This is a genomic window from Komagataeibacter sp. FNDCR2, assembly GCF_021295395.1.
Classification (GTDB): domain Bacteria; phylum Pseudomonadota; class Alphaproteobacteria; order Acetobacterales; family Acetobacteraceae; genus Komagataeibacter.
Genome location: NZ_JAIWOU010000001.1, coordinates 1302312 through 1327200, shown reverse-complemented (window position 1 = coordinate 1327200; position 24889 = coordinate 1302312). Strand labels below are relative to the sequence as shown.

At 63.2% G+C, this 24889-nt stretch carries 21 protein-coding genes; 14 read left to right on the top strand and 7 right to left on the bottom strand.

All coding sequences use genetic code 11. The features are described 5' to 3' along the window. Window positions 1-62: 62 nt before the first annotated feature. The 7 genes from LDL28_RS06300 to LDL28_RS06275 all read left to right on the top strand — a co-directional run bounded on the left by LDL28_RS06300 (window position 63) and on the right by LDL28_RS06275 (window position 9127). On the top strand, window positions 63-938 hold the full coding sequence (locus LDL28_RS06300) for a pyruvate, water dikinase regulatory protein (protein WP_233057765.1): 876 nt from the start codon (window positions 63-65) through the stop codon (window positions 936-938). Window positions 939-1507: 569 nt separating this feature from the next. Beyond that, window positions 1508-2848, top strand: a complete 1341-nt coding sequence (locus LDL28_RS06295; protein ID WP_233057764.1) for a B12-binding domain-containing radical SAM protein — start codon at window positions 1508-1510, stop codon at window positions 2846-2848. 51 nt (window positions 2849-2899) lie between these two features. Beyond that, the gene (locus LDL28_RS06290) at window positions 2900-4573 is read left to right on the top strand and encodes an alpha-keto acid decarboxylase family protein (RefSeq protein WP_305069282.1); all 1674 of its coding nucleotides are present in this window, start codon (window positions 2900-2902) and stop codon (window positions 4571-4573) included. Between the two features lie 480 nt (window positions 4574-5053). Next, window positions 5054-5185, top strand: a complete 132-nt coding sequence (locus LDL28_RS15595; RefSeq protein WP_255663100.1) for a hypothetical protein — start codon at window positions 5054-5056, stop codon at window positions 5183-5185. Between the two features lie 356 nt (window positions 5186-5541). After that, on the top strand, window positions 5542-6768 hold the full coding sequence (locus LDL28_RS06285; protein WP_233057762.1) for an MFS transporter: 1227 nt from the start codon (window positions 5542-5544) through the stop codon (window positions 6766-6768). 52 nt (window positions 6769-6820) lie between these two features. Further along, window positions 6821-8086: an acyl-CoA dehydrogenase family protein gene (locus tag LDL28_RS06280; RefSeq protein ID WP_233057760.1), complete on the top strand. Its 1266-nt coding sequence runs from the start codon at window positions 6821-6823 to the stop codon at window positions 8084-8086. Between the two features lie 42 nt (window positions 8087-8128). Next, a complete protein-coding gene (locus tag LDL28_RS06275) occupies window positions 8129-9127 on the top strand; it encodes an asparaginase (RefSeq protein ID WP_233057758.1) in 999 nt (332 codons plus the stop codon). Between the two features lie 8 nt (window positions 9128-9135). Here the strand turns inward: LDL28_RS06275 and LDL28_RS06270 are convergent, their stop codons facing one another. Both LDL28_RS06270 and LDL28_RS06265 read right to left on the bottom strand, forming a co-directional pair. Further along, window positions 9136-10116, bottom strand: coding sequence for a hypothetical protein (locus LDL28_RS06270; RefSeq protein WP_233059214.1), 981 nt, complete (start codon window positions 10114-10116; stop codon window positions 9136-9138). Window positions 10117-10375: 259 nt separating this feature from the next. Next, the gene (locus LDL28_RS06265) at window positions 10376-11812 is read right to left on the bottom strand and encodes an amino acid permease (RefSeq protein WP_233059213.1); all 1437 of its coding nucleotides are present in this window, start codon (window positions 11810-11812) and stop codon (window positions 10376-10378) included. A gap of 520 nt (window positions 11813-12332) precedes the next feature. Here LDL28_RS06265 and LDL28_RS06260 point away from each other — a divergent pair. After that, on the top strand, window positions 12333-13205 hold the full coding sequence (locus LDL28_RS06260) for a hypothetical protein (protein WP_370636251.1): 873 nt from the start codon (window positions 12333-12335) through the stop codon (window positions 13203-13205). A gap of 14 nt (window positions 13206-13219) precedes the next feature. Here LDL28_RS06260 and LDL28_RS06255 read toward each other — a convergent pair whose 3' ends face one another. Then, a complete protein-coding gene (locus LDL28_RS06255; protein ID WP_233057756.1) occupies window positions 13220-14464 on the bottom strand; it encodes a restriction endonuclease in 1245 nt (414 codons plus the stop codon). Window positions 14465-14738: 274 nt separating this feature from the next. On the opposite strand from LDL28_RS06255, the gene LDL28_RS06250 reads away from it, so the two are divergent. Next, window positions 14739-15395: a histidine phosphatase family protein gene (locus LDL28_RS06250; RefSeq protein ID WP_233057754.1), complete on the top strand. Its 657-nt coding sequence runs from the start codon at window positions 14739-14741 to the stop codon at window positions 15393-15395. On the opposite strand, the gene cobS is transcribed toward LDL28_RS06250, so the two are convergent. Together cobS and cobT are read right to left on the bottom strand one after the other, a co-directional pair. Continuing rightward, on the bottom strand, window positions 15292-16044 hold the full coding sequence (gene cobS, locus LDL28_RS06245) for an adenosylcobinamide-GDP ribazoletransferase (protein WP_233057752.1): 753 nt from the start codon (window positions 16042-16044) through the stop codon (window positions 15292-15294). The genes LDL28_RS06250 and cobS overlap by 104 nt on opposite strands. After that, window positions 16041-17069 (bottom strand): nicotinate-nucleotide--dimethylbenzimidazole phosphoribosyltransferase, encoded by a 1029-nt coding sequence (gene cobT / locus LDL28_RS06240; RefSeq protein WP_233057750.1) that lies wholly within the window; start codon window positions 17067-17069, stop codon window positions 16041-16043. Before cobT ends, cobS begins: the two co-directional genes overlap by 4 nt. A gap of 52 nt (window positions 17070-17121) precedes the next feature. Here cobT and cobU point away from each other — a divergent pair, with 52 nt between their 5' ends. From cobU to LDL28_RS06225, 3 genes are read left to right on the top strand one after another with little or no spacing between them, the layout of a single operon-like run. Beyond that, window positions 17122-17661 (top strand): bifunctional adenosylcobinamide kinase/adenosylcobinamide-phosphate guanylyltransferase, encoded by a 540-nt coding sequence (gene cobU, locus LDL28_RS06235; RefSeq protein ID WP_233057748.1) that lies wholly within the window; start codon window positions 17122-17124, stop codon window positions 17659-17661. After that, on the top strand, window positions 17658-18266 hold the full coding sequence (cobO, locus tag LDL28_RS06230) for a cob(I)yrinic acid a,c-diamide adenosyltransferase (RefSeq protein ID WP_233057747.1): 609 nt from the start codon (window positions 17658-17660) through the stop codon (window positions 18264-18266). Before cobU ends, cobO begins: the two co-directional genes overlap by 4 nt. Then, entirely contained in the window at window positions 18266-19747 is a 1482-nt protein-coding gene (locus tag LDL28_RS06225; protein ID WP_233057745.1) for a cobyric acid synthase, read from the top strand. The genes cobO and LDL28_RS06225 overlap by 1 nt, the downstream gene beginning before the upstream one ends. A 185-nt stretch (window positions 19748-19932) precedes the next feature. Here LDL28_RS06225 and LDL28_RS06220 read toward each other — a convergent pair whose 3' ends face one another. Both LDL28_RS06220 and cbiB read right to left on the bottom strand, forming a co-directional pair. Further along, window positions 19933-20916, bottom strand: a complete 984-nt coding sequence (locus LDL28_RS06220) for a glycosyltransferase (RefSeq protein ID WP_233057743.1) — start codon at window positions 20914-20916, stop codon at window positions 19933-19935. Between the two features lie 146 nt (window positions 20917-21062). Then, complete coding sequence (cbiB, locus tag LDL28_RS06215; RefSeq protein WP_233057742.1) at window positions 21063-22070, bottom strand: adenosylcobinamide-phosphate synthase CbiB; 1008 nt, start codon at window positions 22068-22070, stop codon at window positions 21063-21065. 385 nt (window positions 22071-22455) lie between these two features. Between cbiB and LDL28_RS06210 the strand changes: the two genes are divergently transcribed. After that, on the top strand, window positions 22456-23103 hold the full coding sequence (locus tag LDL28_RS06210; protein ID WP_233057740.1) for a gluconate 2-dehydrogenase subunit 3 family protein: 648 nt from the start codon (window positions 22456-22458) through the stop codon (window positions 23101-23103). Continuing rightward, entirely contained in the window at window positions 23100-24887 is a 1788-nt protein-coding gene (locus LDL28_RS06205; protein WP_233057739.1) for a GMC family oxidoreductase, read from the top strand. Before LDL28_RS06210 ends, LDL28_RS06205 begins: the two co-directional genes overlap by 4 nt. The last annotated feature ends 2 nt before the right edge of the window (window positions 24888-24889 follow it).

Sequence of the window (24889 nt, the reverse complement as noted above, 5' to 3'; positions counted from 1 at the left end):
CAACACTGTATAGACATAACGCCCCGTCATCATGACGGGGCGTTATCATGTTGGGCAGTACCATGAGTGAAGCAGAGCCGATTATCCTGCATCTGGTGTCCGAGGCGACGGGGCAGGCGCTGGAAGCGGTCATGCGCGCCTGCGGCGCCCAGTTCCAGGATACTGAATTTTCGCCGCGCAACTGGAACCTGATCCGGACCCGCATGCAGGTGGCCCGCGTGCTGGCCGGGATCAGGGCGGAACCGGGGCCGGTACTCTCCTCGCTCACCTCGCCCGACCTGCAGGCCATGCTGCGTGAGGGATGTGGACGGGTGGGGGTGCAGGTCAAGAATATTCTTGATGGAACGATCCATTTCCTGGAACAGCAGACCGGAATCGTGGCGGAGCGCCATCCGGGCGGCCAGTATGTCATGGATAACACCTATCGGCGGCGCATCGACGCGATGCAGTACGTCATTGCGCATGATGACGGCCAGAAAGCGACGGATCTTACAAAAGCGGATGTGATTCTGGTGGGAGTGTCGCGCACATCGAAAACACCCACCTGCTTCTATCTGGCCAATCGCGGGATCCGGGCCGCCAATATTCCGCTGGTGCCGCATGCCCCGTTGCCCGCCGGGCTTGAAGATTTTCCCGGCCTTGTGGTGGGTCTTACGATTGATCCGCATACATTGCTGGAAATCCGCCGCTCCCGCGTGGGCATGATGCTGCCGGGACGTTCCATGGCGATGCCCGGCATGTCCGAAACCTCGGTAAAACCTTATATCGACCCTGAGAGTGTGCATGAAGAACTGCACTGGGCGCGACGTTTATGCGCGCGGCATAAATGGCCGGTCATCAATGTCACCCACCGTTCGGTGGAAGAAACGGCGGCGGCCATTATCGACATACTCGAGCATGACGGCACGGGTCATAAACTGCCGGAACATGATACGTAAGCCGGTCTCATACCCCTGATATGGATCCGGAGCGCGTTTTCCAGACAGGAGGAAGTTTTTGGTGAAGCTTTTTTCAAAAAGCTTCAGGAAACGCCGCCTTTTTGAAAGAAGGCGGCATCCAGAAACTTTTATCGTTGCTCATTGACCCGCCAGCACGGGGCCGGAGCCATCGGGCCATGTGCTTTCATGCGGGTCTGTTCCGTGCGGCTACGCAGTCTGTCGCATGCGGGAATCCTGCTGAGTCGGGTAGGGGAGCATGCATGACTCCGGATTTCGCTGCCCGCAGGCATGCAGCAGGCTTAAGTCAGATATGTGCTGCATTTATCTGTATTCCCCTGTATATAATTACGATCAGTAAATAAAAGCTAATTAAATAATAAAAAACAGTCCTATTAAATAAATAATGATAAAAAATTTTGATATAAGTCATTCTGAAAATTATGCGGAAGACTGCCATCCGGCATGGCTTCACCTTCCGGCAGTGGACAAGTGGGACAGAAACCGTACGATATGACAAAGTGTTACTTATCCCATGTATTTTTCCACAGTCGGGTCTATAGAGCTGAAGCATGTCCAAGACAGATCTCAAGCTGCTGATCATCCAGCCTTCGCATTACCGGTCCAAGACCGACAGGACCATTTTCAAAACCAGACGACGACAGATGGTGCCCCTTGCCCTGCCGTACCTTGCCGCGCTGACCCCGCCCGAATGGACCGTCACGCTGCTTGATGAGCAGCTGGAGGATATCGATTTCGATACGCCGGTTGATGTCGTCGCCCTGAGTGCGTGGACACTGCATTCGCCGCGTGCGTACGACATCGCCGCCGAATTCCGCAGGCGTGGCGTCAAGGTGATCATGGGGGGGCCGCATGTGTTCTTCTATGCCGATGAAGCCGCCGAACACTGCGATGCGGTCGGCGTGGGCGAGGCCGAACCCATCTGGCGCACCATGCTGGAAGATGCCGCCGCGGGCAGGTTGCAGAAAATCTATCGTGCCGCACCGCTCAAGGAACTGAACAACCTGCCGGCCCCGCGTTACGACCTGCTGGATCTGAAAAAATTCGGGCCTTTCCGTACCTTCGCCGTGCAGTCTTCGCGTGGCTGCCCGTTCGTATGTGATTTCTGTTCCGAACGGTTCTATCTGGGGGGGCGTTTCCGCTGGCGGCCCGTGGACCAGATGGTCAGTGAACTGGAGCGGATCAAGAACAAGAGCAGCCACTTCTTCTTTGGGGAAAGCAATTTTGGCGGCAAGAAAAGCCGCGCGATGGAGCTGATGGAAGGGCTGGTGCCGCTCAAAATTCGCTGGTCCACGCTATGGTCGTCCAATCTGTGCCTCGATACCGAATTTCTGGATCTGGCGCGGCGCAGCGGTGTGATGCACGTCAATATCGGCATTGAAAGCATTGATGCCGAGATGCTGCAGGACATGAAGAAAGGCTGGAACAAGGCCAGCCGTTATGGCGAGATGTTCGAGAACCTGCGCAAGCGCGACATCAGCTACTCGCTCAATTTCATTTTTGGTTTCGATAACGAACACCCGGATGTCTATGACGCCACCCTCTCCTTTCTTCAGGCGCACAAGGTACCGGCCGCCTATTTCAATATCCTGACCCCCACCAAGGGCACTGCCCTGTTCGAGCGGATGAAGAAGGCTGGCCGGATCATCGACCCCGAGGATATTGACCGCTGGCCGGGGCAGGTCTGCCACATCTTCCCCAAGAACTGCACGCCGGGCCAGATGGAGGAACGTATTCAGGGGATGTACCGCAAGTTCTACAGCATGCGTTCCATGGTGCATCGCCTGCCTTTCCCGCGTACGCGCTCGGAAATGGCGACATGGATTCTGAACATGACGGAACGGCGCATGGCCTTTTCCTCTACCGGGAACAATGACTTTGATATCTATTGATACCCGTCGGGCCGCTTCCGGCCCGTATGGGACATAGGCAGGGGAACGGATATGCGCGACTCAATCGGCGCCATGCTGCTCGATCGGCTCCGGCAGTGTGGTGTGTCGCGCATTTACGGGGTTCCGGGTGACTATAATCTGGAATTCCTTGAACTGGTCGAACGCACGCCGGATATCCGGTTTATCGGCACATGCAACGAACTCAACGCCGCCTACGCGGCGGATGGCGATGCACGGCTGAGCGGGATCGGGGCGGTGCTGGTCACCTACGGGGTGGGCGACCTGTCGGCCCTGTCCGCCGTGGCGGGGGCCTGTGCCGAAGGCGTGCCGCTTGTGGTGATTTCCGGCATGCCGCCGCTCCATGCCGTGCAGTCGCGCGCGCTGGTGCACCACACGCTGGCCGATGGTGATTATGACAATGTCATGACCTGCTACCGGCAGTTTACCGCCGCCGCCACCCGCCTGCACCCCGCCAGCGCCGTAACGGAAACGGACCGGGTGCTGCACGCGGTGCGGGTGGCCAGACGCCCGGTTTATATCCAGTTCCCTTCCGACATCTGTTACGTTGAAATCGAGATACCGCCGCCTGTTCCCGTCCCGCAGGGGTCGGACCCCGCGCTGTTGGAAAAAGCGGCGACGTGCCTCATGCAGCGGATCACGCAGGCCTCCCGCCCGGTCGTGCTGGTTGACGCCATGGTGCGGCAATACGGTTTGCAGGCACAGGTCCGGCAGTTTTGTGAATGCTACGGCATTCCCTACGCCGCGCTGTCCACCGGGCGCACATTGGTGGCGGAATCCGGCCCCCTGTGGCTGGGGCAGTACGGTGGCATGGCCTCCGCCGCCAGCGTGGCGGATTATGTACACGCATCGGACTGCGTGGTCGGGCTGGGTGTGCGCTTCGTGGATTCTACATCGGGTTATTTCTCCCAACGGATCCGGCCCGGCGCGCTGGTGGATATGCAGCCCTTTAGCCTGACCTGCGATGGGCAAGACATTCAGGGCATAACCGCCGCCGACCTGCTTGACGCCATGCTGCGCCGTGGGGGCGACCAGCCGCCTGCCCGCCCCGAACGGCAGGCCCGGCCAGATGGCGCGGCGGTGTCACCCCCTGATGGGGCGGCATGGACACAGGCCGCGTTCTGGCAGCGGATGGAACAGTTCCTGCAGCCTGATGACGTGGTGGTGGCGGATAATGGCTCCTCCATGGTGGCCATGCTGCATGCCCGCCTGCCCGCGCGGTGCAGCCTGCTGGTCCAGCCGGTGTGGGCGGCAATCGGTTATTCACTGCCCGCCACCCTTGGGGCCTGTCTGGCCACGCCCCTGCGGCGGCATGTCCTGTTCATCGGGGATGGGTCATTCCAGATGACGGCGCAGGAACTTTCCACCCTGCTGCGGCATCGCTGCAATGTCGTGGTATTCCTGATCAATAATGGCGGCTACACCATCGAGCGGATGATCCTTGGCCCGCAGGCGGCGTATAATGACATCGCCAACTGGGATTACGCGGCCCTGCCTGCCGCGCTGGCGGGCGATCCGGCCCCATTATCCGTGCGGGTGGACAGGGGGGATGAGCTTGAGGCGGCCCTGGCGCGTGTGGCCGGGCATGAGGGACCGGCCTTTGTGGAGGTCCGCTTCGCACCCATGGACGCCCCGGCGGGAATGGCCGCGATGGGGCAGGCCGTGCGCCGCTACGATTATGGATTCGACACCCCGGATGCCCCCTGAGCGCCCATTTGGGCCGCGCGCCGTTCACTTCTGGCGCTGAATGCGCACTGGCCTGTTTTTAGGCTGGACGGCGGGGCTGGCGCAGTCTATTGAAAATACGGATGTTTTTCAGGCAGGGCGACAGATCGCCATCTGCATGCCGTCTGCGCCCTTCAGGTCCTGGCGAAGGGGCGGGGAAACAGGACTCACAAAATCGTGATAATTGATGGTTATAAATTGTGCATTTGCGCAATATTTAATCATTCATTTTGCCCCCAAAAATGCCGATACCGCATTCTGCTATTTTTATCGGCACTCCATCGTATTGTATAAAGATGATGGAACGCTATGCCCGAGCACTGATTATTTAATCGTCACCCGTTTCGTTGGCAAATTGCAATCAACAGGGAAGTATAGACCCGTGGCCGAGGATTTTTATTGATAGTATTTTTGTTCTGGTGTTGTGTCCGCTTACCAAATCAACACCCAGGAAACAGAAACATGTCTATCGAAAACATCAGCACCATGATCGCCCACTCCGTGAACACCATGTCCTCGCTGACCATGGTTGCCTTCCTGCCCATGATCGCCGCCCTGATGATCGCCACGATCATGTCAGATCGCGCCGCCTGAGCCACGGGGTCTGTCCTGACACCCGTGCAGCCGGACTTCCCACGCCATGTGGGAATGGCCGGCGGGCAGCGGCAGGACAATCGGAAGCAACAGGCGCGGCAGCGTCTTTTTTTATGCCCGGTGTTCCGGATCCGGCAGGGCATGCGGATCCCCTCCGTAACGAATGAACAGTCAGTTCGATAAAACGTGAAACAGGCACGGGAAGAAACATTTTCCGGCACTTGGGGGCATATATTCACGATACGGTGGACTCTATGAGCCTGACAGTCTTGTAGGCGGGCCAGCATGGGTGTATCGGCCAAAAATGTAACGGCGTACACAGGTGCGCCTTTTTTATTTTTGTCCAGAGCATGCGCATGACAGATAGAAAGACCCACCATCGGAAAGGGGCGGCCGCGCCTGTTCCCCATTCCGTTCATACCGGCCTGATTTTCTTTATCCTGGCGCTGGGGGCCTTTGCCATCGGCACGGCCGAATTCGCGGCCATGAGCCTTGTGCCCATGATTTCGGTGGGTATGCATGTCAGCGTGCCGCAGGCGGGTCACGCCATTGAGGCCTATGCCGCGGGCGTGTGCGTGGGCGCGCCGCTGATTGCCATGCTGGGGGCGAGGCAGAGCCGCAAATACCTGCTGATCGGGATGATGCTGCTCTATGTGCTGGGCAATGGCCTGACCGCGCTGGCTCCCAATTACGTATGCCTTCTGCTGTGCCGTTTCATAAGCGGGCTGCCGCATGGCGCCTATTTCGGCACGGCGGGTATCGTCGCGTCCTCGCTGGTGTCCGAAAAACGGCGCACGCAGGCGGTGGCGCGGGTCGTGCTGGGGCTGACCGTCGCCACGATCGGCGGGGTGCCGATGGCGAACGGGCTGGGCCTTGTCGTGGGGTGGCGCTGGGCGTTCGTGCTGATCGCGGGGCTGGCCTTGTGCACCATGGTGCTGATCGCATGGTTCGTCCCCACCGATCCGCCGCGCCCCCATGCAAGCGCCATGACGGAAATACGCGCGCTGCGCAACCGGCAGGTCTGGCTGACGCTGGGGATCGGCGTTGTCGGTTTCGGGGGTATTTTCTGCGTCTATACCTACCTTGCCTCCATCTTGCAGGAAGTGACGCGGGCGCCGGCCTACATGACGCCTGTCATGCTGGCGGTGTTCGGCGTGGGCATGACCGTGGGCACCATGGCCTGCGCCTGGGCGGCCGACCGCAAGATGATGCCCACCATCGGCGGCACGCTGCTGGTCAATGCGGCGGCGCTGGCCGGTTTTCCCGGCTCGGTGCATTCCGTATGGGGCATGATGCCCATCGTGTTCATGATCGGCTGTGGCGGGGGGCTTGGCACCGTCATCCAGTCCCGGCTGCTCAGCGTGGCGGTGGATGCGCAGGCCCTTGCCGCGGCCCTGAACCAGAGCGCGTTCAACATGGCCAACGCGATCGGCCCCTGGCTGGGGGGCATGGCGATCAGCTTTGGCCTGGGCTGGGAATCCGTGGGCTGGGTGGGGGCCTGCCTTGCCATGGGCGGGTTCATGATGTGGCTGCTGACACTGAGCGATATCCGCGCCGCCGCCCGCAGGCAGGCTGGCGGATAGGCGGGTGGGGCAGGGCGCTTGATGCGCTGTCCCATCCTTTCTATCGTGGCGCATGACCAGCGCACCGGCTGAAGGGCACGACCTGCCCCCCCTGTTACGTGACCTGTTCCCCGCCCGGCGGGTGGCGGGGCGGGCGGGCGACGTCCTGCAACGGGTGCAGCATGTGCTGGATACCGAAATCGCCCCCACGGCGGCGCAGCGCGACCGCGCCGGTGGCTACCCGCATCAGGCCATCGCCGCGCTGAAGCGGACCGGGGTTCTCGCCCTCGCCCTGCCATGCGCGTGGGGCGGGATGGGGATAAGCCAGGAACTCTCGCTCGAACTCATGCTGCGCATGGCCGTGGCCGATCCGGCCGTGGCCCAGATCTACAAGGTGCATGACGATCTGGTGCGTGAAATATTCGTCTATTCACCGCCCGCCCTGCGCGGTCCGCTGGCGCGGCGTATTGTGGATGGGCATGTTATTCTGGGCATGGCGGTTGCCGAGAACGGACGCACGGCGGACAGTTTCCTGCAGACGCTGGCGCGGCCCGGACCGGCGGGCGGATACCTTGTCTCGGGCCGCAAAATCTATGCAACCGGCGCATCGGGGGCGGATCTGGTCGCCATTTCCTCCTTCGACCCGGTGCGGGCGCAACAGACTGGCAACCTGCGCGACGGCGTACGCATGGATCTGGTCCCCCGCGATACGCCGGGCCTTGTCTTTCACCACGACTGGAACCGGATGGGCCAGCGCGCGACGGATTCCGGCACCGTGACGCTGGAACATGTCAGGGTGGATGACCGATGGAACGCCCTGTCCCCCGATGCCGTTTTGCCCCTGCATGTCAGCCTGCGGTTTCAGGCCGGATTTAGCGCGATCCTGACCGGCATCGGCATTGCGGTGCTGCGGGCGGTCTGCGCGTTCGTGCCTGAGCACGCCCGTCCGTGGGGAGCCGCCGGCGTTGCGCGCGCCGATGAGGACCCCTATATCCGCCGCCAGTTGGGGGAGATCGGGACGGATCTGTTCGCCGCCTATTGCAGCGTCATGCAGGCGGGGCGGATGCTGGATGGCCATGAACAGGGCGACGTGCCGCGTAACGCGGTGGCGATGGCGGCAAGTGCCGCGCGTTCGGTTGCCACGCGCGCGGCGCTTCGCGCCACGACCGATGCCCCGGCGGCGGCTGGCGCGCGGGGCACGGATGCGGCCAATGGGCTGGACCGCTACTGGCGCGATGCCCGCACGCTGTCCGTGCATGATCCCGTGGACTGGAAAAACGCGGAAGTCGGCCGCCACCTGCTGACGGGCTGGGCGCCGGAACCCGGCCTGTACCAGTAGGCGGCCTGACGGGCCGTAACCCTGAACGATATGGATACAGCCATGCATCGACCCGCCATAGCCGTTATCGCAACCGGCGGCACCATCGCCCGGCAGGCCACGGACCCGCGCGATACGGTCAATTATGCCGAAATTGGCACCAGCCTTGGCGGGAGCGACCTGCTGGCCGCGCTGCCGGCGGATGCGCGCGCGCGTTTTGCGGTGCGGGGCATCGCGTTTTCAAGTTGCGACAGTGTGGAGATGACCCTGCCACGCTGGTTTGCCCTGGCCGACCTTGTCCGCGCGACGGTCGCCGCACAGCCGGATCTGGCGGGCATTGTCATCACGCATGGTACCTCCTCACTGGAGGAGGCGGCGTGTTTTCTTGACCTTGTGCTGGATGTGCCCTGTCCCGTCGTGATTGTCGGCGCGCAGCGACCCGCGAGTGCGATCAGCGCGGATGGGCCAGCCAACCTGTATGCGGCCCTGCTGGTGGCCTCGGCCCCCCGGTCCGTGGGGCGGGGCGTTCTGGTGGTGGCCAATAACGAAATCCATGCGGCCCAGGAAGTGACCAAGGCCGCGACCTACCAGCTTGAAACCTTCCGCTCCCCCGATTTCGGCCCCCTTGGCATGGTTGAGGCGAACCGGGTCTTCTTCGGGCGCGGCACGGGTTACCGCAGGCATGTCGGAACACTGGAGTACCGTGCGGACGCTGATATTCCGCGCGTGGATATCTGCTACAGCCACGCGGGGGCGGATGGGGCGGCGGTGCGGGCATTCGTGGGGGCGGGCGCGCGTGGCCTTGTCTCGGCGGGTATGTTGCCGGGCATGTGCACGCCCGCGGAAAATGCGGCGTTTGACGCGGCGGTGGCTGGTGGCGTGGTGGTCGTGCAGGCCAGTAGCGGCTATAGCGGCGGTGTGGTCCGGCGGCGTGAGCTGTGCCAGCGCGGTATTCTGGCGGCGGGCCACATGCGCCCGAAACAGGCGCGCATTCTGCTTGCGCTGGCCCTGATGGCCGGACTGGATGGCAACGCCATTCAGGCACTGTTCGACATGCCCTGAGCACGTTCTCAGAACATGCTGTTGAAAGCCACCTGTGGGGAAATGACCCGCCCGGTATCATGCCCCGCGAACATGGCCGTCACCCCCACGATCACACCAAAGCGGGGCGACCAGTTATATTCGACGGCAGGCGCGATCACCCAGTCCCCCGATGCGTCTCCCACCATGTGCTGGTATTTGCCCTGCGCGGTATAACCCCGCACGACGGCGCCATTGGCCCAGTCACGGGCCAGATCCATGGCGATGACCCATTTCTGGCTGATGCCGTATTCCAGCGAAAAGCCGCTCTCTCCATACATGCCCGGATGCGCCAGCCCGCGAAACCCGGCCGAGGTGCCATAACTGCTGGTATCGGCAATACGGGCCTGCGTCAGCGCGCGGCGGAACGTGCCCCACATGCGCAGCCGCAGGGCGTGGTGGCCGGGCAGGATGTAGGTGGACTGCTCCGTCATCGCCACGCGGAAGGTATAGGCGCCCGTGCCCACGCCATCTTCATCACGGCCCAGCCTGCTGTAATCCCCTGTCGGGAACGCAACCCCCGCGAACAGGCTGAGGGCGGGGATATGGCGTTCGGGGTCGGCGTCGAGATAGCGCCACATCACATCCACCGGCAGGTCGCCCATCTTCAGGCCGCTGGTCGTGCCATGCCCCCTGCGCCAGCCATAGGATATGGTGGGTGTCATCTGCAGGCTGATCGAATCGGTGATTGAATATTTGTACAGCGTCAGGCTCGACACACTGTGCGCCCTGTCCCCCAGCGGCTGGCTCCGGCCCGCCTGGTCCAGATAGCCGAACGGCTGGCTGTAGTAGAAATATGGCTCCCACGCGAAGGTCCCCTTTTCGGTCAGCGCGCCGGAGGGTGAGATCAGGGAGCCGGTGTACCACTGGTCGAAATTTTCATGCGGTCCCTGTGATCCGCCCATCCTGCCATTGCCGGTGTTTTCCGCCCGGCCGGTCGCCATGCAGGCAAGCGTGAGGAGACCGGACATAACAAGGCAGGGCAGTGTTCGCGTGATCGTCCTGCTGGGGGCCGAAGGGGCATTGACAAAAGATGCGCGGCCCGCGCGCGTGATCGCGTGGGCGCGCCGTAGGGCAAGCATGGTGGACGGCCATTTCCTGGTGGATGTCCCGCGTCACGCCTGGCTGTGCGGCACGGGGCCCGCGTATCGGGGGCGGGATGTGACACGGTGATATGCCCCATGGCGGATCAGGACATCAAGACCCCGCCGCCCTGATCGCGCAGCCGTGTTATGACACGGGAATACGGGGCGGCGCGGGACGCCGGTCACGGTTCATGTATTTCCAGCCCAGCATCAACAGTATCCCCACCGCGGGCGCACTGGCCACGGTGGCCGTGCCATTGGGGTAGTCCAGCGCCATCAGTACGATCACGCAGCCCAGGAAGCCCAGCGTCAGCCACGAGGTAAAGGGCGCGCCCGGCATTTCAAACCCGGCGGAGGGGATGCGCCCGCCGCGCACGGCCCGGCGCAGCCTGATCTGGCTGAGCAGGATAAAGGCCCATGTGCTGATAATGCCCAGTGCCGCCATGTTGAGCACGATCTCGAAAACCTGCGAGGGCACGACATAGTTCAGCATGACCCCGACAAGATAGACCGCGACCGTAAGCAGGATGCCGTTGGCGGGGACCGAACTGGAGTTCAGCCGCGCCAGCCGCTCCGGCGCGGCCCCCCCCAGCGCCATGGCGCGCAGGACGCGGCCGGTGGAATACAGCCCCGAATTGAGGCTGGACAGCGCCGCCGTCAGCACCACGATATTCATGACCGTATCGACCCCCGGCACGCCAAGGGCCTGAAAGAACGTGACGAACGGGCTGGTCCCCGCGTGATAGGCCGTCCATGGCAGCAGGTTGACCAGCAGCACGACCGACAGCACGTAAAACAGCCCGATACGCCAGATGACGCTGTTGATGCTGCGGGGTAGCACGGTACGCACATCGGCGCATTCCCCCGCCGCCGTGCCGATCAGTTCTATGCCGGAATAGGCGAACACCACCCCCTGCACCAGCAGCAGGCAGGGCAGCAGCCCGTGCGGGAAAATGCCGCCGTTATCGGCAATGAGATGCAGCCCGGTCTGGTGCCCCGCCACCGGCACGCGCACGCCCAGTATGACGCTGCCCACAACCAGGAACAGGCACAGCGCCACGATCTTGATGAGGGAAAACCAGAATTCGATCTCCCCGAACCATTTTACCCCCACCATGTTCAGCGCGGTGACGATGCACAGCGCCATAAGGGCGAACGCCCATTGCGGCACACTGGCGAACGTGCCCCAGAAATGCATGTACAGCGCCACGGCGGTAATATCGACAATGCCGGTCATGGCCCAGTTCAGGAACGACAGCCATCCGGCCACGAAGGCCGCCTTTTCCCCCAGGAATTCGCGCGCATAGGATACGAAGCTGCCGCAGGTGGGGCGGTACATCACCAGTTCGCCCAGGGCGCGCATGATCAGGAACGAGAACGCGCCGCATACCAGATAGACCAGCGCAAGGGAGGGCCCGGCCATCTGCAACCGCGAGCCCGCGCCAAGGAAAAGCCCGGTCCCGATCGCGCCGCCAATGGCGATCATCTGGATCTGGCGGCTGCCCAGCCCCTTGTGGTAGCCCTCATCATGTTCGGGCAGCAGGGGCGTGCTGTCTTCGGCCACGGGGTCCGGTATGCTCATGCTGGGGTCTCCGCCATGATGGTCGCAGATGGGGTGGGAAGGGGGCGCCACCCGCGGGGCCGGGTTCGTCCCCCTTGCGCGCTGGCGGATGCGGGCATTGTCGCGGTTGGGGCAGGTGCTGTACACAGGCCGGGCATCGCCGGGTGGAAACGTGGGCGGTTCTGCCGGGGATGTGGAAAAATCGGCACCCTGTAGCCCCAGGCATGTGACGGGAAAGGGACGGAAATAAAAATCATGCAGCATCAGGCGGTTGTTCTGCCGCGAACAGTGTCAGACAGCATGGCGACTGGCAAGCATATCTGCCTTAAATAAGGTATTTTGCCTCAATATTAGCCATGAATATCAGAAATTAATCAGTTAATGCTCCCTGTTTAATCGTATGAAGAGCCGCCCCCGCATGTCTGAAGCCGATACGCCCGACAGTCCGTTTCCACACTCCCGCCCCGGGCGAGCGGATAGGCATGCTCTCCGCTGCGCTCCCCATGGCTCCGGGGACCGCTTCATCGGGGCTGGCGCATACGTGCGCGGCTGGCCGGCCATGGTCGTGACCGTGCTGGTGGCCCTCGTCCTGGCCATCGCTTCCGCCCATGCCGATAACGAACGTTTTGACGCCAGCGAACTGGCGCGCGATGCCCCGCAATATTTCGTCCTGTTGCCCGAAGACCCGCAGACGACCGATGGAACGGGTGAGCTGCGCCTGTCGGAAAATGGAATCGACCTGACCAATGGCGAACTGCTTGACGTCATGCTGGAACAGGGCAATGGCGGCGGCCATCTTGTCTATAAGGTGGATTACGGACAGAACCCGATCATGCCCTCGGGGCGGCGTCTGTGCCCACCGCCGCTCAATCCGCTGTATCTGGACTTCAGCACCCTGCCCGATCAGCCCGACAGCTATCAGATGACCCTGTATTGCGGTTCGCGTCCCGTGCCGTTCAGCGCCATTTCCCCCACCCGCAGCGCGGCTGTGTTCCATTATCGCCGCGCGACCGATACGCTATGGGCCCATAGCGCGACGGAAGGCGGCTACCTGCACGGCGCGATGGCGCAGTACTGCGCCACGGCCCATGACCCGGCGCGCATGGCGGCCTGCACCCGGCAGGAGGAAACCGCCTACGCCACCATCATGGCGCGCCAGGTGCCGCCGCCGCTGCTCAGGCAGTGCGCGGCCTATGTGACCGCCCGGCATGACCATACCGGCTATGTCAGCTTTGCCCACCTGCTTGACTGCACGCGCCTGCGCGACAGCCGTGCGGTGTTCGATTACTGCAGCCTGCGTATCACCGGCCAGAAACGGCAGGATGACACGCGCTTTTTCGATGCCAGCCCCCCCCAGGCGCGGGGGGTGGCGCTGTGCTTCAACGCACTGGCGGCCCAGCAGGCGCGCGACTAGCCCGTAGCGCCGCCTTACGCCACGTCCGGCACCTCTATGCCGGAGGCGAACTGGAATACGTCCTCATGATGCAGCAGGAAAATATGGTGCTTCCTGCCCAGCAGCAGGGCGTCCTGCGTATAGGGCGCGTTGGAAATGATGATGCCGATACTGTCGCGGCTGTCGGTCTTTTCCCTGATTCCCTGCAAGATCACGTCATCGGCCACGGGTTTGCGGTCAATCCAGCAATGCGCCAGCATTTTCAGCCCGTTCCGCCTGCAATGAATGACCGAGCCCAGACCCGTGGCGAGGGGAGGGTGCGTTTCCCAGCCGGCTTTTTCGATCCATTGTGAACAGAAGGCCGCGTATTGGGCCTGATTCATGTCCGGATGGTAGAATTCGGGCGTGACGGGGGTGGCGGGCGGCTTTCGCGCGCCGCGCGCGGCCTGCGTGGTCATATGGGCCTCAACGCCTTTGCGGATGGCGGGCCACAGCAGGGCCAGGCCGTGCCGGTCCAGCGCGGGCACAAGGGTCATGCGCGCAAAATGGGCCATCTGTGCGTCCCACGCGGTCCGGGCAGTCATGCCTTGCGCCTGGGCGTGCCAGCGCGCCAGCATGGGGCGGTGGCGGTCCACCTGCTCCAGGCATATCTTCGCCGCCCGGCGTCGCTGGATCATGCGGCGGCAGGCCCGCACGATCACCACAAGCACCCATGCCCCAGCGCCAGCCAGCATGAGGGTCAGGATCAGCGACCCCAGCTTCTGGAACCCCCATGTCTTGAAAAATATGTCGCTCGACAGCGGCGTCTCCACCGGTTGCACAATGACCGGCGGCGTGATGGCCCGGGTTTCTTCTCCATGCGCGGTGGCATCGGGGGAGGGGGCTTCGGTGTCCGGCAAGGGGGCGCGGCCCGCGTCACGCGCGCTGGCGGGCAGGGTTGGACCGGCCGGTGCGGCGGGCAGGGGGGCGATCTCCCCGGTCATGAAATAGAGCGGCGGCAGCCCCGGTTCGGGGGGTACCCGGCGCATGAGCGGCAGGCCGTTGCGGTTGGCAATCTTTTCCCACCGCGTGTCGGGCGTGACCGTATGGCAGTTGCCCTGCCGGATCAGCGTAGCGCGGGCCGTGGGCGTCTGCATGCCGGCAGGGGCGGGCGCGGACAGGGCGCGCAGGACCGCGTCATCCCCGCAGGCCAGCGTGGGATGGGTGGCGCCAAACAGGCCCGCGGCGTTCGCGCTGGCCGACAGGCACATGAGCAGACAGGCAGTGGCCCATACGCGCATGGTAATCTTTATCCTTCCGGTCTGGGAGTTGGCTGGTGCAGACCCGGGGTTTCGGAAAACCGAGAGATATGAGGTGCAGGCGCCGATATGCAGAATGCATCTCTTTTTGTAAACACGCTTTATCTGGTCCTGTATGCTCCGTTCCGGTGTGGTGTAACGGTCGGGCGGCGAAAGGCGGCATGTTCCTGCCGGGTAGCTGCCCCCATATCCATCTTATGGTGATGTTCATGAACTTCGCGGATGTTCATCGGGTCATGTTGGAAGGCAGGTGCGGATGACTGAGCGTTTTGCAATCGTGCTGGCACGCCATCCCGCCGTCACCGGCGTGGAGGGCCTGTGTTACGGCCAGCGCGACGTGACCCTGGCCCATGGCTGGGAACGTATGGCCGATGGCCTGCGCACCGTCATGCAGGGCGTGGGGTGCCGGGTCCTGTTCTCATCCCCCGCCCGCCGTTGCCAGATGGTAGCGGAGCGCGTGGCGCAATTCATGGATGTGGATCTGAGGATCGATTCACGTCTGCGTGAAATCAGCTTCGGGGAATGGGAGGGACGCCCGTGGGCGCATATCCCCCGTACCGCGCTCGATGCCTGGGCGGCCGATGTCAGCGGCTTCACCCCGCCGGGGGGGGAAAGCGGTCTCGACCTGCGGGCGCGGGTGGGGTGTTTCTGGGCGGACATGCAGCGGTGCGGGCAATCCTGCGCGGTCATAACCCATGGGGGGCCGCTGCGTCTCATGCAGGGCATGATCCATGGCATGCCTGGCAGCCTGCTCGCCCCCTCGCCGCCCATGGGGTCGGTCCGGGTCGTGGAACAGGAAGATGGCGTGTTCAGCACAGGGCTGTCAGAACCGCACATTCCGTCACGACTGCCGTTGCACCAAGAACATCTCCGGTCTGGCCACCGATCTGCCATCGCGCCAACGCGCACATGACGAGCGTCGCCATGACCGCCACCGCCCCGGCGGCAAGCATGCGCGGGCCGTGCAGCAGCAGCGCCGTCACGCTGGCCGCAAGGCACAGGCAGGCCACCAGTGCGGCGCGGGGCAGGGTGGGCATGGTGCTGGCCAGCCCATCGCCGCGCGCGGGCGGCAGGCGCCATAGCAGCGCGACCATGCTGGCGCGCGCCAGCGCGCCCGCCACCGGCAGGGCCAGCATGGCGGCAGGCCCCGGCATGGACGCCACCGCCGTAATCCGCACCAGCAGGGCCACGACCAGCGCCATCACCCCATAACTGCCAACCCGGCTGTCGCGCATGATCTCAAGCTTGCGCGCGCGCTCCACGCCCCCGCCACAGCCATCGGCCATGTCGGCCAGGCCGTCCTCATGCAGCCCGCCGCACAGCAGCAGCAGCATGGCCACGCTCCATCCCGCCGCGGGAAGCGGGCGGATACCCAGCCACAGCAGGCTGGCATAAAGCCATGCGGCGGCGGCCCCCAGCCCCGCGCCAACCAGCGGCCAGCACCATATGCTGCGCGCCATGGAATAGGGCAGCCCGGCGCGCGCCAGCCACCCCGTGGGCAGGCGGGTCAGCAGGCCGATGCCACAGACCAGGTCGGCGCGCAGGCGGGCGGGCGCGCTCATTCCCGGGCACTCACCTCGGCCTGGGCGAAGGTCGCCATGCCACACAGGCAGCCAATGGCCGCGCGCACCAACGGAATGGCCAGTCCCGCGCCGGAACCCTCGCCCAGCCGCAGCCCCAGATCCAGCAGGGGCTGCATGCCCAGTTCACGGGCCAGATGGGCATGCCCCCCTTCCGCCGAACAATGGGCCAGCCAGGTATGGGCCAGCCCCGTCGGGTGCAGCAGGTGCAGCGGCGCCAGCGCCGCCGTGCAGATATAGCCATCCACCAGCACCGGAATGTCCAGATACCGCGCGGCAATGGCCGCGCCCATTATGGCCGCCAGTTCATGCCCCCCCACATGGCGGGCAATGGCCAGCGGATCCGTAAGGGCCGTCGCGTGGCGGGCCAGCGCGCGGTCGATGACCTCCGCCTTGTGGCGCACGCCCGCATCATCCAGTCCCGTGCCGCGCCCCGCCCATTTCGCGCCACCCCCGCCAAACAGGGCCGCGGCCATGGCGGCGGCGGGGGTGGTATTGCCAATGCCCATTTCGCCAAGGCAGAGCAGGTCGGTTCCGGGCCGCACGGCCCGCATGCCGGTCGTGACGGCATGGAGGAAGGTGGCTTCATCCATGGCCGGTTCCTGCGTGAAATCGGCCGTGGGGCGCAGATCCATCACTTCGGCCACGCGCAGACGGGCGCCGGCCACGCGGGCGATCTGGTTGATGGCGGCCCCGCCATTGCGAAAATTCATGACCATCTGGCGCGTGACATCGGTCGGCCATGGTGTCACACCCTGCGCGGTTACGCCGTGATTGCCTGCGAAGACGATGATATCCACCCGCTCGGCGCGCGGGTGGTCGGTATGCTGCCACCGTCCCGCCCATCGGGCCAGGGCTTCGAGCTGCCCAAGGCTGCCGGGGGGTTTGGTCAACTGGCTGTCATGGTGGGCAATGGCGGTGTCTGCCGCCATGTCGGGTGGCGGCAGGTCGTGACACAACGCGCGCAGGGCGTGCATGTTGCATGGAAAGGAAAGACGGGATGGCATACACGGTGTTGTGTGGTCTTATGCGCCCCGATGCAAGATGGTGGAGAATAAAATGAAAGCGCCCCCCCCGCGCGATGCGCTGACCGGCATGAAGGCGTGCACGCTCGTTCTGGGTGGCGCGCGATCGGGCAAAAGCCGCTTTGCCGAGGGGCTGTTCACCCGTTGGCCGACCCCGTGGAACTATATCGCCACCTGCCAGCCCCATGACGCGGAAATGGCGGGGCGCGTGGCGGCGCACCAGACCCGGCGTGGTGATGGGTGGCGTACGTTCGAGGCCCCGCTGGATGTGGCCGGGGTGCTTGACATCGCCGGTCCCGGCCCGGTGCTGGTGGACTGCCTGACCCTGTGGCTGACCAACCTCATGCTGGGCGGGCATGACATCGCGCAGGCGACACGGGGCCTGCTTGCGGCACTGGCGCGCAGGTCGGGACCAACGGTCCTGGTCTCGAGCGAGGTGGGGCAGGGGATCGTGCCGGACAATGCGCTTGCGCGCCGGTTCCGGGATGAGGCGGGCCTGCTGCATCAGGCTGTTGCGCATGAGGTGGCGCGTGTTGTTTTTGTGGTGGCTGGCCTGCCGATGGAGTTGAAATGACCCTTACCCCCGAAGAAATCCGCCACCGCGAGAAAATGGCAAAGCGCAAGGAAGTGCAGGACCGGGAGGTCAGCGGCAAATCCATCGAGAAAGGGCTGCTGGCGGTCCATACCGGCGCGGGCAAGGGAAAATCCACCGCCGCCTTTGGCATGGCGCTGCGCACGCTGGCCCATGGCGGTCGGATCGTGGTGATCCAGTTCATCAAGGGGGCGTGGAATACGGGCGAGCGCAAGGCGCTTGAGCGTTTTGGCGACCAGGTGGAATGGCATGCCCTGGGCGAGGGGTTTACATGGAACACGCAGGACCGCACGCGGGACATGGCCAACTGCCGCATCGCGTGGGAACAGGCGCGCAACGCGCTTGGGCGGACGGATGTGGCGATGGTGATACTGGACGAACTCAATATCGCCCTGCGCTATGATTACCTGCCCATGGTGGAGGTACTGGCCGATATCGCCGCCCGCCCCCCCATGCAGCACGTGGTGGTGACGGGCCGCAACGCGCGCCCCGCCATGATCGAGGCCGCCGATCTGGTCACGGAAATGACGCAGGTGGCCCATCATTTCCGCAACGGGGTGAAGGCGCAGGCCGGGATCGAGTTCTGATGGTGGCGAAAGCCCTCATGTTCCAGGGCACGGGCTCCAGCGTGGGCAAGTCCGTGCTGGTCGCGGGGCTTGCCCGCGCGTTGACCCGCCGGGGCCTGCGGGTGCGCCCCTTCAAGCCGCAGAACATGTCCAACAACGCCGCCGTGACAGCCGATGGCGGTGAAATCGGCCGTGCGCAGGCCCTGCAGGCACGGGCCTGCGGGGTGCCGCTGTCGGTGGACATGAACCCGGTCCTGCTCAAGCCGCAGGGCATGACGGGATCGCAACTGGTGGTACGCGGCCAGATGCGCGGGCATGTACGCGCACGTGATTTCCAGAGCTTCAAGCGGGGCCTGATGCCCGAAGTGCTGGCGAGTTTCCATGAACTCGCGTCACAGGCCGATATCGTGCTGGTGGAAGGGGCCGGTTCCGCCTCCGAGATCAATCTGCGTGCGGATGATATCGCCAATATGGGCTTCGCGCAGGCGGCGGATATCGATGTCGTGCTGGTGGGAGATATCGACCGTGGCGGGGTGATCGCGAGCCTCGTGGGCACCGCGCATGTGGTGGCGGCGCAGGACGCGCGACGCATAAAGGGCTTTATCGTCAATCGTATGCGCGGGGATCCGGCCCTGTTCGCCACGGGCATGACCGAAATCGCGCGCATGACGGGCTGGCGTTCCGTGGGGCTGCTGCCCTTTCTGGACCGCGTGCGCGATCTCCCCGCCGAGGACGCCGCCGATCTCACCCCCGGCGCGACAAAGGGCGGGTCAGGAAAACACACCGTGCGTATAGCCGTGCCCTGCCTGCCCATGATCGCCAATTTCGATGATCTGGACCCGCTGGCGGCGGAGGCGGAGGTCTCCCTGACCATGGTGCCACGCGGGCGCGTGCTGCCGCAATGCGATCTGGTTATCCTGCCCGGCGCCAAGGCCACGATTGCCGATCTGGCGGTTCTGCGGCGCGAAGGCTGGGATATCGACATCCATGCCCATGTGCGCCGTGGCGGGTATGTAATGGGCATATGCGGCGGCTACCAGATGCTGGGCCGCGGCATTGCCGACCCCGCCGGGATCGAGGGGCCACCCGGCGCGGTGGACGGCCTGGGGCTGCTGGATGTCACGACCGTGCTGGAAGGCAGCAAGCGCCTTGAGGATGTAAGCGGCTATCTGCTGCCTGAACGCGCGCCAGTACGCGGCTATGAAATGCATATCGGCCGTACCACCGGCCCCGACCATACCAACCGCCCGCTGATTGATCTGGGGGGCGGGTATGATGGCGCGGTCAGCCCGTCGGGCCGGGTATGGGGCAGCTATGTCCATGGCCTGCTGGCCGATGGCGCGGCACGCACGACGCTGCTGGCGCGGCTGGGGGGGCGTTCCAGCGGGCATGACCATGACAGGACGGTCGATACCGCACTGGATGCGCTGGCCGATCATATGGAAGCCCATCTCGACATCAACGGCCTGCTGGCCATGGCGCGCCCGGTGCGGGCCGCATAAGGCGCTCCGGGCGCCTGCTTATTACATGGTTTCAGGCTGCTTCCCAGCTTCGGTTTCACCCCATGGAACCGGGAGACGAAACCCTGCGCAGGGCGGGAGGTGTCCGGCTGGATACTGTAACAGGGGCAGGAATGTGCCCGGATTACTGTTCGGCTGCTCTGAAAATCATTGCTGTAGCAAGGAGACTATTTTTTCCCCATTTTGCTTTCTACTTTATAGGTCGGGAATTTGTAGAACCACGTTATTTTTCCCATGGCGGCTGCTTCCTTGAAGGCCAGCGAAACAAACATATTCCTGAATTTTGAGGGGAACAGTAAGGCTAATATACCTGCACCACTTAACAGAATACCTCCGCCGATAAACTGGAGCAGGCCAATAACGATCCATTTCAAGGATGCAAGATAAGGATATCGTGCATTTTTGACCAATGCGCCCACAAATATCTGTCCACCCCCAAACGCCCGCATGAGCAGGTAGCGGAAGGTCATCCTGCCCGGCGGAACCCATTCATAGGAAATGGCGGATCCACACCAGATGATTTTCCTCTGGCGGTTTTCCAGCCGTAAAAACAGGTCACAGTCCTCACCACCGGATGCCCCGAATTCGGGGTCGAATGGCAGGGCATCCGTAAAGCATGTTTCGCGGCGCCAGATCGTACCGCTTGTCGCGACCGAGACATAGGCCATGCCGGATTTCTTTCCGGGGCTGATACAGGTTCCATCCGGCATGGCAAGAAGACGGGAAAAGAAAGCGGCGCTCATTCCCTGAACAGGTAATTTATTTTCGGACATCGGAAGCAGGGAGGAAAGGGCGCAATCGGCCCCATGATCCTCCAGGGCCGCATGCATGATGGAAATCCAGTTGTCGCAGATGGTCATGTCATCATCCAGAAAAATTATAATATCTGAAGATGATGCGGAAATGCCCTTATTTCTTGCCAGCGAGATATTTCCCGAAGCAGATTGTACACAGTGAATGGAAACGTCGTGGGTTTCTAGTGAATCTATAATGGAGTTTGCATAACCAGGCGGGCTGTTATCCGAAACAATGATTTCACACGATAATGCGCCGTTGCTTATCTGCCGGATGCAACAGTCCAGAATACGCCTTAGCCCCTCCGGGCGGTTGAAAGTACATATTATTAAGGAAATATCTGGCTTTATGGCCATTTTTTCTCACTCACGTACCTGGACACCCCTAATATAATTCACCATCCATAGAGATGAATATCCTATAAATGGTCGTCTTTTTCCCCGCACTGCTTCGGCATGCCATAAATCATAAGGACGTTTTTGGTTATTTTGAAACAGCACCCTTAATGCCGTCGTAAGCCGCGTGCGAGCAGCCCCAGCCCGGCAAGCCCGGCCAGGGTCTGGATCAGGCATGCGCGGCGGTACAGCGCCAGCGCACGGTACAGCGCCTGTGGGCGAAGCGTGGCGGGTCCATCACCAACCCATGGTTCATCAACATTTACACCGTTATAGGCGCGTGGGCCGGACAGGCGTATGCCCAGCGCGCCCGCCATCGCGGCTTCGGGCCATCCCGCATTGGGCGAACGATGGGTCGTGGCGTCCCGCCGCAGGATGCGCAGCGCCCCGCCCGCATCCATGCCGCGCATGGTCGCTGCCGCAAGGATGATCCACAGGGCGGAAAGGCGGGAAGCGGGCAGGTTGACCAGATCATCCAGCCTGGCGGCCGCATAACCGAAGGCTTCATGCTTCGGCGTGCGATGACCGATCATGCTATCCGCCGTATTGGCGGATTTATAAAATACCGCGCCCGGCAGTCCGCCCGCCGCCATCCAGAACAGGGGGGCCACGATGCCATCGGAGAAATTTTCCGCCAGCGTCTCGGTCGCCGCGCGCAGGACTCCCGCTTCATCCAGCAGTTCGGGATCGCGCCCTACTATATGGGAGACCGCATGGCGCGCGGCGGGCAGGCTTTCCTCCGCCGATCGTGCCACCGCCAGTACGTGGTCATGGAGTGAACGCTGCGCGACCAGCGTGCTGGCCAGCAGCGCCGTAACCGGCAGGGCAAGCCACCGGGGCAGCATACGCTTGACAAGTCGCTCCAGCACCATGGCCGACAGGGTTGGTAACGCCACGATCAGGCCCGCCGCGACAAAGCCATTCGCCCTGCGGCGCGCGGGGGACAGATCGGGGCGGTTGAGGTTCGTATCGAGCCGGTCGATCAGGCGACCGATCCATATGACCGGATGCCCGATCCGGCGCACGAGCGCCTGTGGATAGCCAATGGCCGCATCGGTTACGGATGCGACGCAGGCGATCCCTACGCTCCGGCATGTAAAAAGGGCGATGCGCATGCCAGTGTGGATATTGCGGTGAATGTGGCACGTCAAGGAGAGGTGGACGAATATTTATTCTATTCATTGAATAATATAAGTATATCCGGCTGCAATAATATAAAATTTCCAGTTTATGAATGGTTCCCATTTGATTATGTGTTCCTGGCCAGCACTGTCGCTACAGCCGTGCCGCCATCTCCACCAAAGGCGCGCCGGATTGCTCCCCGCTTGCCCGCGCACCATATTTTCTTGCTATTAATAAAATTATCGGAAGAATCGACCCGGCATCAATCCGTTGCCTACGGATAAATGGAAACGGTTCGGCACATAGACGCAGGGCATGGCGGGAAGGCATTTTTTGGGTACTGGCAGTTTACGGCTCATGCCGTCACGGCGGCGTTTCATGCAGGGGCTTGCGGGGGTGGCGGCATGCGGCACGGTTCCCGCTTCTGGTGCATCTGCCGCCATGCGGCCCCCCTATGCGCCACGTTTTTTCAATGCCCCGCAGTGGGATTTCCTGATCGCGGCCTGTGACCGCCTGATCCCGGCGGATGTTCATGGCCCCGGTGCGCTGGCGCTGGATGTGCCCCGTTTTATCGACATGCAGATGGAAACCCCCTACGGGCACGGGGCAGGCTGGTACAGGGCTGGCCCCTTCGTGCAGGGGGCGGCCAATCTGGGCTACCAGTTGCCCTATGCCCCGCGTGAGCTGTACCAGCGTGGCATAGCGGGCATGAACGCCCACGCCGCCACCCGCCATGGCAGGCCCTTCGCGGCCCTGCAGCCCGCGGTGCAGGACGGCCTGCTACACGCGGCAGAGCAGGGCAGGCTGGTGTTTGACGACGTGCCTTCGGCGGTGTTTTTCGAACAGTTGCTGGCCAATGTGATGGAGGGCGCTTTTAGCGACCCCATGCATGGCGGCAATACGGGCCTTGGCGGCTGGACAATGCTGGGCTTTCCCGGCGCGCGGGCGGATTTCATGGACTGGGTGGACCGTTACGGCGCGCATTACCCGCTGGGAAGCATCTCGATTTCGGGGGAGCGGGCATGAGCGGGGACGCACGCAGGCTCAGCCCGGTTGACGTGGTGATCGTGGGTGGCGGCTGGGCCGGGTCCATCATGGCCAAGGAAATGACGGAGGCCGGGCGTTCGGTTGTCATGCTGGAGCGCGGGCCGGACCGCAGTACGGCGGCGGAGGGCGCTTATCCCACCTCCCTTGATGAACTGGAGGGCAATTTCCGCTACCGGCTGTTTCAGGATCTGTCCAAGAATACGGTCACGATCCGCAATAACAGCCAGCAGACGGCCCTGCCTTACCGGCGTATGGCGGCCTTCCTGCCTGGTGAGGGCGTGGGCGGCGCGGGGCTGCACTGGTCCGGCGTGCATTTCCGCATCCCGCCCGATGACCTGCGCCTGCGTTCGCGCGTGATCGAGAAATACGGTCGTGCCTTCATCCCGGAGGGGATGAACCTTCAGGATTACGGCGTCACGTACGAGGAACTCGAACCCTTTTTCGACAAGGCGGAGAAGGTATTCGGCACATCGGGCGAGGCCTATAAGGTCAATGGGCAGGTCGTGGGCGCGGGAAATGTCTTTTCGCCCTCGCGCTCGGACCATTTTCCGCTGCCCGCGCTGAAGGATGTCTATACCGCCCACCTGTTCCGCAAGGCGGCGCAGGCCGTGGGCTTCCACCCCTATTCCCTGCCAGCCGCCAATGCTTCGCAGCAATATGTCAATCCGTATGGCGTGCAGATGGGGCCGTGCAATTTCTGCGGTTATTGCAGCGGGTATGCCTGTTACATGTATTCCAAGGCATCGCCCAATGTGAACATCCTGCCGGTGCTGCGGCGGCACCCCCTGTTCGAACTGCGCCCCGACAGCCATGTGCTGAAGGTGGAACTCGATGCCGATGGGCGGCGCGCAACCGGCGTGACCTATCTCGACGCCGCGGGCAGGGAATGCACCCAGCCCGCGGAAATGGTCATTCTGGCCGCGTTCCAGTTCCATAACGTGCGGCTCATGCTGCTGTCCGGCATTGGCAGGCCGTATGATCCCGTCCGTAACGAAGGGGTGGTGGGGCGTAATTTCGTCTACCAGAACGTGACGACCAGCACGGTCTGGCTCGACCGCGCGGTCGAGGCCAACCAGTTTGTCGGCGCGGGCGGCGGCGGCGTGGCGTTTGATGATTTCAACAGCGAGAACTTCGACCACGGGCCGCTCGGCTTCGTGGGGGGCTCGCCGGTATGGGTCAATCAGGCCGGGGTCAAGGCCATAGCCGCCGCCCATGCCGGTGGGCCACCCGGCACCCCGCGCTGGGGCAGCGCATGGAAGGCCGGGGTGATCGACACCTACCGTCATTCCCTGCGCATCGATGCCCATGGGGCCAACATGGCCTATCGGGATGTGTACCTCGATCTCGACCCGACATGGAAGGATACTTACGGCCAGCCCCTGCTGCGCATGACATTCGACTGGAAAGACAACGACATCCGCATGAACCGCTATGTCGTGGACCGGATCGGGGATGTGGCGAAAGCCATGGATGCGCGCCAGGTCAACCTTGTCCGGCGTGAATTCGGCAGCCCGTTCGATACGCGGCAGTACCAGACAACCCATCTGGGTGGCGGCGCGGTCATGGGCGAAGACCCGGGCACCAGCGCGCTCAACCGTTACATGCAGTCATGGGATGTGCATAATGTGTTCGTGATCGGGGCGAACGCCTTTCCGCAGGGAACGGGCTACAACCCGACCGGCATGGTCGCGGCGCTGGCCTACTGGGCCGCGCATCATATCCGCGCCACCTATCTCGCCCATCCCGGCCCACTGGCGGGGTAAGG